This window comes from Candidatus Aalborgicola defluviihabitans, assembly GCF_016705985.1.
In the GTDB taxonomy this organism is placed as follows: domain Bacteria; phylum Pseudomonadota; class Gammaproteobacteria; order Burkholderiales; family Burkholderiaceae_C; genus Allorhodoferax; species Allorhodoferax defluviihabitans.
Genome location: NZ_JADJKN010000005.1, coordinates 344,681 through 356,872, shown reverse-complemented (window position 1 = coordinate 356,872; position 12,192 = coordinate 344,681). Strand labels below are relative to the sequence as shown.

Genomic DNA, 12,192 nt, shown 5'->3' with positions numbered 1-12,192 from the left:
ATTACGTCATCTTAAGCTTCCAAAATTTCCGAATATCTACAAAACGGAGATCAAGATGGAGTCAATACCGTACACCGAAGACGCCGCAGGGCGAGTTTTAGATGTAGCCACCCACAGGGCATCCAGCAATTTTGAGCAGCAATGCCAACGTGTTTTACGTTGCACGGAGCAGGACCTGGCCAATGGCCCGGGTGGTTTGCGCTTGCAAGACCGACCGAGCATTCGTGTTTCCTGGGCCCGCCACCTGGACGAGGTGCGCGCCGCCCAGCGCCTGCGTTACACAGTGTTCGCTGTCGAGATGGGTGCGCGACTGAATACCCCGCTGCCGGGGCACGACATGGATCTGTTCGACAACTTTTGCGAGCATCTGTTGGTCTGCGACGAGACCACAGGCATGGTGATTGGCACTTACCGGGTGTTGACACCGGTGCAGGCGAAGCGAGTGGGCAGCACTTACAGCGATACCGAGTTCGACCTCACACGTCTGCGCTCTCTGCGGAAGCGGATGGTGGAACTTGGCCGCAGCTGTGTCCACAAAGACTACCGTCACGGCGGCGTGATCATGGCCCTTTGGGGTGCGTTGGGGGCGTTTATGGTTCGCAACCAGCTGGACACCATGATTGGTTGCGCCAGTGTGCCCATGCTGCACAACGGCGTGGTCTGTGGCGATGTCGCTGCGAGTATCTGGCGACAGGTCCAGGCCACCCACCTGGCACCCATTGAGTACCATGTTCGTCCGCGTCTGCCCCTGCCCATCGAGCACCTGGATTCTTCATTGGATGTGGAGCCACCGGCGCTGATCAAAGGCTATCTGCGTCTGGGATCCAAGGTCCTGGGTCCACCGGGCTGGGACCCGGACTTCAATTCAGCGGACTTGCCCATGTTGATGCACCTTGCTGATTTGCCGGCGCGCTACCGAAAGCACTTCCTGGCAACCTGATATGCGAGCTGGCCACTGCGCCGGCTTGTTTCCAGGTTTTGTCATAAATCTGTCATTCAATTCGTCAAAAATCCCTCACTGTTGTGTCATAGTGAAGGTCGAATCTATGTTGTCTATTCTTCGCAGTCCCACACCACAAGCGCCCGCTAAGGCGCTGGATCTGCTGGATCGCGACCACAGCATATTGGCATTCAATGAGCGGGTGCTGAACTGGGCTGTGCGCGATGACGTACCGCTGTTGGAGCGTCTGCGCTACCTGTGCATCGTATCGTCCAATCTGGACGAATTTTTTGAGGTGCGGGCGGAACCCCACCTGATTGCCTACCAGGCCAAGGAACGCAAGGGGCTGTTTTCTGTAGGCTCGTTTGAGCGGCTGGCGGCGGCCGTACACGACATCGTGGCGCGCCAATACGCCCTTTACAACGAAAAATTGATGCCGGCTTTTGAGAAGCTGGGTATCAAGATCGTCTCCCACGGCGATCGCAACCCTGCGCAGCGCCAATGGGTCAAACAGTATTTCGAGCGCGAGGTACGCCCGCTCCTCATTCCCGTCGGGCTGGACCCTTCCCACCCGTTTCCCCAGGTGGCCAACAAGTCGCTCAACTTCATCGTGCGTCTGGGGGGTAAGGACGCTTTTGGCCGCGAGAACGAGATTGCCATCGTCAAGGTGCCACGGGTGTTGCCGCGTTTGATCAGCCTGCCCGCCAAGGTGTCGGGTGGCAAGACGCTGATTGTTTCGCTCTCCAGCGTGATCCGCGCACACTTGGGCGAACTATTTGTTGGTCGGCACGTGGGGCAGTTCTCGCAGTTTCGTGTGACGCGCCATTCCGATTTGGCGGTGGACGAGGACGATGTCAAAAACCTGCGCATGGCTCTGCGCCAGGGCCTGGTGCATCGGCATTACGGTCAGGCCGTGCGGCTGGAGGTGTCGGCGGGCTGCTCGGATTACCTGTCCGATTTTTTGCTCAAGCAGTTCGTTTTACCGTCCAAGGCCTTGTACCGGGTGCAGGGGCCAGTAAATCTGGGGCGTCTGACCCAGTTCATTGATCTGGTGGACCGGCCGGAACTGTGCTTCGCAGCCTACAAGGCGTCCTACCCGGTGCAGATCAACGCGGGGCAGTCGTTCTTTGAGCAGCTAAAGACCCGTGACATCCTGATTCACCAGCCGTTTGAGAGTTTCAAGGGCGTACTGGACTTTTTGTGTGAGGCGGTGCACGACCCTAAGGTGCTGGCCATCAAGCAGACGATCTACCGCACGGGCACCGATTCGGAACTGATGGACCTGTTGCGCGAGGCTGTGCGCCGTGGCAAAGAAGTGACCGTGGTGGTGGAGCTAAAGGCCCGTTTTGACGAGGAAGCCAACATCAACTGGGCCGAGATGCTCGAATCCATTGGCGCGCAAGTGGTGTACGGCGTGGTGGGCCTCAAAACCCATGCCAAGATGATGCTCGTCACCCGCCGTGAAGGCAAATCGCTCAAGCGCTATGGCCACTTGTCCACCGGCAACTACAACCCGCGCACGGCACGCCTGTACACCGATGTCAGCCACATCACGGCTGATCCGGCGCTGACTTCGGACATGGAACATGTGTTTGTGCATCTGGCCAGCCAAAGCAAATTGCCGCGTCTGCGCAAGCTCTGGTTCGCACCGTTTTATCTGCACAAAAATCTGATTACCCGCATTGACGCGCTCGGCACAGCGGCCAGTCAGGGTAAGGACACCCGCATCGTGGTCAAGATGAATTCGCTGACCGATGAGGCTTTGATTCACAGCTTGATGCGTGCTGGCCTTCAAGGCGTGCGGATCGACCTCATCGTGCGCGGTGCCTGCATGCTGCCAGCGCAAGTGCCAGGGCATACCGACAACATCCGAGTGCGCTCTGTCATAGGGCGTTTTTTGGAGCACTCACGGGTGTTCTACTTCCGCGAGGGAGAGGTCGATGAGTTGTACCTCTCCAGCGCCGACTGGATGAACCGCAATATGGTACGCCGAGTGGAGGTGGCATGGCCGGTGACCGACCCGGTCCTGCGCCAACGTCTGGTGGACGAATGTCTGGTGGCCTACCTGCACGATGGCGTCGACAGTTGGGAGTTGGGGCCGGATGGAAAATACACCCGCTACGCCCCGGCGGGCAAGAAGTCACCCGCACAGGGTGCGCAGGCTGCCCTGATGGCACGCTATGCTGACCTCGGCAAAGGCCAAGATTGAGGCTGACACATGGATTTGATCCTGTGGCGACATGCCGAAGCGGTAGAAGATGATGTCAGCGGCGACGACATGGCACGTACGCTCACGCCGCGCGGCGAGAAACAGGCCAAGCGCATGGCGGCCTGGCTGGACCGGCAGTTGCCTGACAGCAGCCGCATTTGGGTCAGCCCGGCGCGGCGCACCGAGCAGACCGCGCAGGCGTTGGATCGAAAATTCAAGCTCAACCCGGCGATTGCGCCTATGGGTACACCCGAGCAGTTGTTGGAACTGGTCCAGTGGCCACACGCCAAAGGGTGTGTATTGGTGGTGGGCCACCAACCGACGTTGGGGCAGACGCTGTCGCAACTGTTGGGCCTGCGCACGCAGGAGTGTTCTGTGAAAAAAGGTGCGTTGTGGTGGTTGCGCTACCGCGAGCGCGACACCACACCTCAAACCTTCATCATGACGGTGCAGTCCCCCGAGTTGCTGTAACAGTCAACAGGCTTTGGCCTTTGCGTGGTCCTGGGCCAGTTGAGTGCCTTGGTGTTTTAGCGGCTGGCGGTTCCCTGCACCAGATCCACGCGACGAAGCAGGCGCTCTGCCTCCGTTGTTTGACCGGCTTGCTTGGCACGTTGCACTTGCACGCCCAGCCAGGCCAGCAGTGGCCTGCGCCAGCCTTGGCTGGAGGCCACGTTGACCGCCTGTTCAATGACCGCAGGGCTGGCCTTGCCGGTTTGCAACAAAACGCCCGAAGCCACCAGTATGGACAGTGGCTCGGCCGCGCTTGGCAGGGCGCTGCCATCGTTTGGGGCACGCAGCGCGGCGGTACGCTGCAATTCGGGCAATAGCGGGATGTCTGACGCCGCAACCTGGCCGCGCAAATAGTCGGCGTAGGCGCGCTGGCTCGGCGTGGCGTCTGGGCGCAGCGTCTCAAAGCCGGTACAGGGCTCCCACACCAGGCTGGCCACGCGCGCGGCGCAGTGCAGCAGCTCGGCCTGCGCTATCAGGTCCGCTCGACCGGTACGGGCAATTTGCTGGCGCGCCTGCGTTCGCTCGGCCTGTTCCACCCGGGTATTGCCCTCCAGATAGGCCGCCACGGCTCGGTCCATTGCACCCTTGGCGTCAACTTGCCAATTGGGGGCAGGCGGGGCACTGGAGCAAGCTGCCAGTGTCAGTGCGATGGCACCTATCCAGGCCCGTGTCAGGGTATAAAAAGACAGTTTCATGGCAATGGAATCTCCGTGCTGCGGGCAAATGGCCATTTGCGGTTGATCTCGGTGACCAATCCATCCACTTTGCGCAGACTGGCATCCACTTCGGCACGCAAAACGCCCAGATCGGCGGTGGCTGCTTTGGCGTTGCCGCTGATGGCCTGGGCATCTTGCAGCACCAGGTCGAGGCGTTTCAGGCTGTCGCGCGAGTCGCCGAGCAGACCCTGAAGTTGTACGATGGTGTCGCGCGTTTGTGGCAGGATGCCTTTGTCACCAAACACCTGGGTGTCGGTTTTGGCCGCCATGCTGTCAAGCTTGGCCAGCAAGGCTTGGGTGCGGTCCAGCATGGCAATGATTTTTTGGGCATCCTGCTCGCTTCCCAGGGCCACCGTGAGTGCGCCGCCAGGGCCGTTGAGCCGCGCGGTCAGCGTTTGCAGGTTGCGCAGGCTGGTTCCCATGGACCCGTCGGCGGCGGTAAGGTTGTTGAGGTTGTCCATCAGCTCCCGCACCGATGCAATCACCTTGGGAATCTCTGCGCTGACGTCGCCTTGCAATACGGTGCGCTCCGCTCCATCGGGCAGCTGGGGATCGTCCAGCACACCGGTATAGGCGCGGATAGCGGGACTGCCCACCACGCCGCGAATCAGGGTGAAGACGCTACTGGTTCGCAGCCAGTGCGCGTCCTTGCTGGTAATGTCCACCAAAATGCGGACTTTGCCGGTTTCCGCCAGTTCGATGCGGTGCACTCGGCCGATGGGAAAGCCGGAAAAAGTCAGGTCCATGCCCACCGCCACGCCTTCGGAGTCTTCGGCCATCAGCACCAGGCGTTGCGTGGAATCAAATGCGCCGCGTGCGTACAGAACAAACAGAATGGCACCGCATACCAAGAGCAGCGTAAAGACCATCAGCAAGCGAGCCTTGAATTCCAGATTGGCAACGGGTGGGGGCGTGGGAGCGGGCGGTGGGGTCATAGTGTGCTTTGGCGGGATATTAGTAATAGTTGCCGATCAGTGACGCTACCTCAATGGCCAATAGAAGTACGAACATGCGCACCAGTCCGCGCATTTCCGCACTGGTGCGAACCGCTTGGGTGCGTGAGTCCGACAGGTAGCGCATGCCAAACACGGCCGAGGCCATGGGGACAAGTGCCACAGTCAGACAAAACAACAGGGTCTTGAGCGTGAAAATCATCGTGACCGCCGGGTTGAAAACCTGGCCAAAGAGGCGCACATAGCCGGGCAGTCCCGCCAAGGTGAACCCGTAGCTGGCCACAAACGCCACCACCAGCACCACTACGCTGCTCATGGCCGCAAGCGTCAGGCCAGAAAACAGACCCGCCACTGTGCGGGGCAGGACCTCGCCTTGCATGAACGCCAGCGAGTGGCTGGCGGGGCCGTCCACTTGGCCGCTGGCGTGCATCGCGGTGAGTTCTGCACCGTCAGGTATGGTGCAACGCAGGGCCACGAATAGCGCTGCGCTCAGGGGAATCAACTCCAAAACCAAAACCCGTATCACCAATTGCAACGCGTACTGGGACAGCCCATAACTCAGGGCGGTGACCAAAACAATGCGGGTCAGCACTACCGTGATCAGGACACAGCCCACGGTGAATCCAGGCAGTATGGGTGCGGTGTTGAGGTAGATTTGCTGCGCCAGCGTGGCTCGGTTGGCACGGGTATAGCTGGATGGTGAGAGTGCCAGCACCAAAATGCTGGCGCCCAAGTGCAGCAAATGCCGCCATTGAAGCAGTATGTGCTGGATGGCTCTGGTTGGGTTCATTGTCAGCAGCCCAGAATTTCCAGTGACCAAGGCGTGCGTTGCCAGACCTGCACCTCTTCGCGCAGTAAATAGGCCGATTGTGGAAACGCCTCGGCCCAGCCGCCTCGGCAACGCAATTGCAAAACCTGGCTGCCTGGCGCCGTGCGCTGCAAGGTCATGCCACCCAGATCGGGTTCACGGCGGGCATGGCACAAGATGACGGCAAGGCGCAGGGCTTGTAACTGCAGGACCAGGTCGTCTTCGCCCAACACTGCCTCCAGTTTGCGCAACTTGCCCCGGTGGCCCAGAACCAAGAGACTCAAACGGTGCATTTCAGAGAGCGAAAAGCCCATGGCATCGGCGTTGTCCAGAATGTAGGCGCCGTGCTTGTGGTAATCGCTGTGAGAAATGTGACAGCCAATCTCATGCAACTGGGCCGCCCATTTGAGCTTGCGTAAATGGCGCTCAGCATCAACCACCAGCCCATTGGAAGATGAGGCAACCAGCTGGGTAAACAGCGTGGTGGCAACCTGGCCCACGCGTGCGCCGTGCGGGCTATCCACGCCAAATTTGCTGGCCAGTCGCTGCACAGTTTTTATACGCAAATCGTCGTTGTTTGCCGTGGCACCCAACAGGTCGCAAATCAGGCCGTGGCGCAGCCCGCCGGCAGCCTGCTCGACGGATTGGATGCTCAGCAGATCAAAAATAGCCCGCATGATGCTTACCCCGCCGCCAATGATGGCCTTGCGGTCCTCGCGCATGCCGGCGATCTTGAGCCGGTCTGCGCTTTGGGCGGCCAGCAGCTTGTCCAGCAACCAGTCCAGACCCTCTTGGTTCACGATGCCGGCAGGCCAGCCGGCGGCCACCAGCACGTCGGCAATGGCCCCCACCGTTCCGGCGGAACCATAGGCCACGTCCCAGCGGCTGGGGTGGTAGGCGTCCAGCGCCTCGTCCATCACTGCCTTGGCTGCAATTTCGGCCATGGCAAAAGACTTCTTGGTGAACTGGCCGTCGGGAAAATAGCGGTTGGACCAGGCAATGCTGCCCACACGAAAAGACTCCATGACCTGGGGAACCGCACCGGTGCCCAGGATCATTTCGGTGGAACGACCTCCAACGTCAATCACAATACGCCGCTCGTTCGACTGGGGCAGCATCTGGGCCACGCCCTGGTAGATCAGTCGGGCCTCTTCACGCCCGGATATGACGTTGATCGGGAAACCCAGAATGGTGTTGGCCTGACTTAAAAAGACATCGCGGTTGCGGGCTTCGCGCAGGGTCTGGGTGGCCACCGCGCGTACCTCGGCGGGTTTGAAGCCAGCCAGTCGCTCTCCAAAGCGGGCCAGACAGTCCCAGCCGTTTTGCATGGCTTCGGGGGTGAGGTTGCGTTCCTCATCCAACCCGCCACCCTGGCGTACGGTTTCCTTCAAATACTCGGTGCGGATAAAGCTGCCATGTTCAATGCGGCCAATTTCAAGACGAAAACTGTTGGACCCCAGGTCCACCGCAGCCAGACGATTACCGATGTGCATTGATTCTTTGTTTCTGGAGGAGGGAACGACCGCCAGAGCATAGCACCGGGTTGTTCTCTACCCTACCAACCGCCCGTCTGCCGCGACCATGCTCTGTGTGACGTAGGTGGTACCACGGCCCCGGTTGTTGGGCGCAATGTGAAAGCCACCCAAATCCACCGGGTTACGCCGTGCAAAGGCCAGCAGAGCGTTGGCGCGGGTGATGGGGCCATCCAGGGTTTGCAGTACCGCATGGGTGTAGCGCGCCGCAATGTAGCCGGCCAGGCTGAGTGGCGTGGGTGGCTCATCGTAAAGACGTCCCAGCGCGGCGCGATAGGCCTTGACCACGGGCAGACTGGCGTTGACCATGGGTACCACCTGGGTGGCAATCATGGGCGTAAAGCGCGATGCCCCCATTTGCTGGATGCTTTGCAAATTCACGTCCGACATGGCGATCAGGTAGCGCTGGGCTGCCTGCTTTTCCACACCCTGTGAGAAGCGCACCAGTTCTGGCGTGCCTCCCACAAACAGCAGCACACGCGGGCTGTCGGGCGTAAGCGACTGCGCCAAGTCGCGCAAGTCACCGCCCGTGCGGTAAGAGCTGATGGAGAGCTGGAGTGAACGGGCAATTTGCTCCAGGTCGGCACGGTAGGCGTTGTACTCGGCAGTCGACCCGTAGACCGCGCCCACTTGCCGGATACCAATGACGGACAAAGACTTGATGGCGTGGCCAATTTGCTCCTGGCGCGATGCAAAGATTGGAAAGGTCGAGTCGGAGGAGTTGGTTTCCACGTTTTGCAGCCAGGGTGCCACATGGGGCAAGTCAGGCAGTTCACGTGCGAGCAGGCCCACCAGCTGAGAGGCTGCCAGGTCTCCTGCGCTGCCAAACAGGGCCACGCAATGGGGTAGGGCTTTGAGGGATTCCACGGCTGCGCGCAAGCTGGCCGGACTGCCGTTCACTTCGATGACATGGTGCTTGATGGTGGCGCCGGCCAGTCCCCCACGGCTGTTGATGTCTTGCCAGGCAGTGCGGGAGCCGACCAGGAAGTCTTTTGTGACGTCGATTTGTCCGGTGGAAGTGTCAATAATCTGTGCGATGGTGACCGAGCGTGATCCGGACGCGAGCTGGCGGGGCTGGGCCCAGCTGGGTGTGGCCAAGGCTATGGGAAGGCAGACCAGTGTGCGCAGCACTTGCCGGCGGGGTGGATGGGGAAACGAGGGCATGGTATTGGTTCCTTTTTTGGACAAGTTGACGGTGCTGTTGCAGTAGATAGTTGCTATGCTTTCGATAGTTCGATATGTATATTCCACGAGGGCTAGAAGCTGTTTTTATTCAAAGAAAAGTAGAAACAAGCGATTCAGCATTGGTGCGCGCTTGGTGTCTTCCTTGAGGCGTAGATTGCAAGCACCAAGCGTAAGAATGTCCCATGACGAGGCTGTGACAAGGCTTGCGTGACGTTGCATGCATCCCTCATGTGAAAAGAAGGCTTTTTGTCACAGGCCTGTCACATATCTTTCTTAAAGTTCCCTCATTCCTTAACCAACCGAACGAGGTTTTCCATGCGAATCACTTTTAAATTGCCAGCACTGTCGTTGCTTCTGCTGTCCACTGTGGTCTTTACCGGTGCAGTCAGTGCGCAGGAAATCACGGGTGCCGGTGCGACATTTCCGGCGCCGATCTACTCCAAGTGGGCTGCTGAGTACCACAAATCAACCGGTGTGAAGGTCAACTACCAGTCCATCGGCTCGGGTGGTGGCATCAAGCAGATTGACTCCAAGACGGTGGACTTTGGCGCTTCCGACATGCCGCAAACGGACGAAGTCCTCAAATCCAAGGGCCAGATGCAGTTCCCCACCGTCATGGGTGGCGTGGTGCCGGTGATCAATGTCAAGGGCATTGAGCCGGGTCAGCTGAAGTTGACGGGACAGTTGTTGGGTGACATTTATCTGGGCAAGGTGGCGCGCTGGAACGACCCCGCCATCAAGGCCCTGAACCCCGGCCTGAACCTGCCGGACGCGGCTATTGCGCAGGTGCGCCGTGCTGACGGCTCTGGCACGACCTTCATCTTCACGAACTACCTGAGCAAGGTCAACGCCGAGTGGAAGTCCAAAGTGGGTGAGGGCACGGCGGTGAACTGGCCTGTGGGCGCGGGTGGCAAGGGCAACGAAGGTGTGGCTGCGTTTGTGGCCCGTCTGCCCAATTCCATGGGTTATGTGGAATATTCCTACGTCAAGCAGAACAAAATGAACTACGCCCTGGTGCAAAACGCGACGGGTAATTTTGTCAAACCCGAAGACGACAGCTTCAAGGCCGCTGCCGCCGGTGCTGACTGGGCCAAATCGTTCTACCAAATCCTCACCAACCAGCCTGGCAAGGATGCTTGGCCGATTTCCGGTGCCACCTTCATCCTGATGCACACCAAACAGGACAAGCCAGCCAATGCCACCGAAGTGCTGAAGTTCTTTAGCTGGGCTTATCAGCATGGCGACAAGACTGCCGCCGATCTGGACTATGTGCCCATGCCAAAGCCCGTGATTGCCGCCATTGAGAAGGCCTGGGGCGACATCAAGGACAACGCCGGCAAGCCAGTGGCATTCAAGTAAGGTTTGATGATTCGTATGGGTTTGCCTGGGAACGCAATCATGTCCACTACACTGGTGCACGAGGACCTAGGGTCCAGCTCTCCCGCAACCCAGCCGGTGCGTGCCATGACCCAACCTCCAACTGTCAAAAAGACCCGATCCGGCCCCTTGGCTGACCTGATATTTAGCTGGCTGGCCAAAGGGGCTGCCTTGGTAACGTTGGGCATGTTGCTGGCCATCCTGACCTCGCTGACGGTCGGCGCCTGGCCTGCCATCAGCAAGTACGGGCTGGGCTTTTTGACCAGCACCACCTGGGACCCCGTCAAGGAGGAGTTTGGCGGGTTGGTCATGATTTACGGCACGCTGGCCACTTCGTTCATTGCCTTGTTGATTGCGGTGCCAGTCAGTTTTGGCATTGCCCTGTTTTTGACCGAGCTATCGCCCACCTGGCTCAAGCGGCCGTTGGGCACGGCCATTGAGTTGTTGGCCGCCGTGCCCTCGATTGTTTACGGCATGTGGGGTCTGCTGGTTTTTGGTCCGGTGCTGGCCACCTATGTGCAACAGCCCTTGCAGGCCGCATTTACCGGCGTGCCCTACCTGGGCGCCTTTGTGTCCGGCCCACCCGTGGGTATCGGCATCTTTTCGGCGGGAGTCATCCTGGCCATCATGATCATCCCCTTCATTGCTGCGGTGATGCGCGATGTGTTCGAGGTGACTCCGGCGCTGCTCAAGGAATCGGCCTACGGGCTGGGCGCCACCACCTGGGAAGTGGTTTCCAAAGTGGTACTGCCCTACACCAAGACCGGCGTCATTGGCGGCATCATGCTGGGCCTGGGGCGCGCCATTGGCGAAACCATGGCTGTAACCTTTGTGATTGGCAACTTCAACCAGCTCGATTCCCTGAGTTTGTTCCAGGCTGCCAACAGCATTACGTCTGCACTGGCCAATGAGTTTGCAGAAGCGGGTGAAGGCTTGCACCAGGCATCCCTGATGTACCTGGGGCTGGTACTGTTCTTCATTACGTTTGTGATTCTGTCGCTCTCCAAAATACTGCTGTTGCAACTGCGCAAGAACGAAGGAGCCAAGACATGAGCGCCGTCCGAGCGCCCGAAGGCACACCCATGTATACCGCCGCACACCAACTCCGTCGGGCCAAGTTCTCTCGCCGCAAACGGGTCAACCAGATCGCCACCGTCTTGGCACTTTCGGCCATGGCCTTTGGCTTGTTCTGGTTGTTCTGGATTTTGTGGGAAACCATCCGTCTGGGGATCGGTGGCTTGAACCTTGCAGCCTTTACGCAGATGACGCCGCCGCCCAACGACGAGGGCGGCTTGGCCAATGCCATTTATGGGTCATTTGTGATGGTGGCCCTGGCCACATTGGTGGGAACGCCGGTGGGTGTGATGGCTGGCATCTACCTGGCCGAATTCGATTCGCGCAGCTGGCTGGCCTCCAGTACGCGCTTTGTCAACGACATCTTGTTGTCGGCGCCAAGCATCGTGATTGGGCTGTTCGTCTACGCCGTGGTGGTGTCACGCTTCAAATCCTTCTCGGGTTACGCCGGCGTGGTGGCACTGTCCCTGCTGGTGATTCCGGTGGTGGTCCGTACCACCGAGAACATGCTGCAACTGGTGCCCGCTGGCCTGCGTGAGGCGGCCTACGCGCTGGGGGCACCCAAGTGGAAGGTGATTTTGAGCATCACCCTCAAAGCAGCACGGGCTGGTGTCCTTACCGGTGTGTTGCTGGCCGTGGCCCGTATCGCCGGTGAGACGGCGCCATTGCTGTTTACTGCCCTGAATAACCAGTTCTGGACCTCATCTTTGAGCGAACCCATGGCCAGCTTGCCGGTCACCATTTTCAAGTTCGCCATGAGCCCCTACGAGAACTGGCAAAAGCTGGCTTGGGCGGGTGTTTTCATCATCACAATGGCCGTCCTGGGTCTGAATATTCTTGCGCGGGTTCTGACCCGCAGCAAGTTGTGAACGCGGCTGCAACCACTGT

11 protein-coding genes are annotated in these 12,192 nt (G+C 59.4%); 6 read left to right on the top strand and 5 right to left on the bottom strand.

The annotated features are described in order from the left end of the window. The first annotated feature begins 55 nt into the window (after positions 1–55). The 3 genes from IPI80_RS06495 to IPI80_RS06485 all read left to right on the top strand — a co-directional run bounded on the left by IPI80_RS06495 (position 56) and on the right by IPI80_RS06485 (position 3,620). On the top strand, positions 56–940 hold the full coding sequence (locus IPI80_RS06495) for a GNAT family N-acetyltransferase (RefSeq protein WP_413858326.1): 885 nt from the start codon (positions 56–58) through the stop codon (positions 938–940). A gap of 106 nt (positions 941–1,046) precedes the next feature. Further along, complete coding sequence (ppk1, locus tag IPI80_RS06490) at positions 1,047–3,149, top strand: polyphosphate kinase 1 (protein ID WP_413858324.1); 2,103 nt, start codon at positions 1,047–1,049, stop codon at positions 3,147–3,149. A gap of 9 nt (positions 3,150–3,158) precedes the next feature. Beyond that, complete coding sequence (locus IPI80_RS06485; protein WP_413858322.1) at positions 3,159–3,620, top strand: SixA phosphatase family protein; 462 nt, start codon at positions 3,159–3,161, stop codon at positions 3,618–3,620. 56 nt (positions 3,621–3,676) lie between these two features. On the opposite strand, the gene IPI80_RS06480 is transcribed toward IPI80_RS06485, so the two are convergent. The 5 genes from IPI80_RS06480 to IPI80_RS06460 are packed head-to-tail and all read right to left on the bottom strand — an operon-like array spanning position 3,677 to position 8,832. Continuing rightward, positions 3,677–4,354, bottom strand: a complete 678-nt coding sequence (locus IPI80_RS06480; protein ID WP_413858320.1) for a hypothetical protein — start codon at positions 4,352–4,354, stop codon at positions 3,677–3,679. Continuing rightward, positions 4,351–5,310, bottom strand: coding sequence for an MlaD family protein (locus IPI80_RS06475; protein ID WP_413858318.1), 960 nt, complete (start codon positions 5,308–5,310; stop codon positions 4,351–4,353). Before IPI80_RS06475 ends, IPI80_RS06480 begins: the two co-directional genes overlap by 4 nt. A gap of 19 nt (positions 5,311–5,329) precedes the next feature. Beyond that, complete coding sequence (locus IPI80_RS06470; protein WP_413858316.1) at positions 5,330–6,118, bottom strand: MlaE family ABC transporter permease; 789 nt, start codon at positions 6,116–6,118, stop codon at positions 5,330–5,332. A gap of 2 nt (positions 6,119–6,120) precedes the next feature. Next, positions 6,121–7,629: an exopolyphosphatase gene (locus IPI80_RS06465; RefSeq protein ID WP_413858314.1), complete on the bottom strand. Its 1,509-nt coding sequence runs from the start codon at positions 7,627–7,629 to the stop codon at positions 6,121–6,123. 57 nt (positions 7,630–7,686) lie between these two features. Continuing rightward, a complete protein-coding gene (locus IPI80_RS06460) occupies positions 7,687–8,832 on the bottom strand; it encodes an ABC transporter substrate-binding protein (protein ID WP_413858312.1) in 1,146 nt (381 codons plus the stop codon). A 336-nt stretch (positions 8,833–9,168) separates the two neighbouring features. On the opposite strand from IPI80_RS06460, the gene pstS reads away from it, so the two are divergent. The 3 genes from pstS (at position 9,169) to pstA (ending at position 12,173) form a co-directional block, all read left to right on the top strand. Then, positions 9,169–10,212, top strand: a complete 1,044-nt coding sequence (pstS, locus tag IPI80_RS06455) for a phosphate ABC transporter substrate-binding protein PstS (protein ID WP_413858310.1) — start codon at positions 9,169–9,171, stop codon at positions 10,210–10,212. Positions 10,213–10,317: 105 nt separating this feature from the next. Next, a complete protein-coding gene (pstC, locus tag IPI80_RS06450; protein ID WP_413858717.1) occupies positions 10,318–11,283 on the top strand; it encodes a phosphate ABC transporter permease subunit PstC in 966 nt (321 codons plus the stop codon). Between the two features lie 29 nt (positions 11,284–11,312). Beyond that, positions 11,313–12,173 (top strand): phosphate ABC transporter permease PstA, encoded by an 861-nt coding sequence (gene pstA / locus IPI80_RS06445; RefSeq protein ID WP_413858715.1) that lies wholly within the window; start codon positions 11,313–11,315, stop codon positions 12,171–12,173. Positions 12,174–12,192 lie beyond the last annotated feature (19 nt).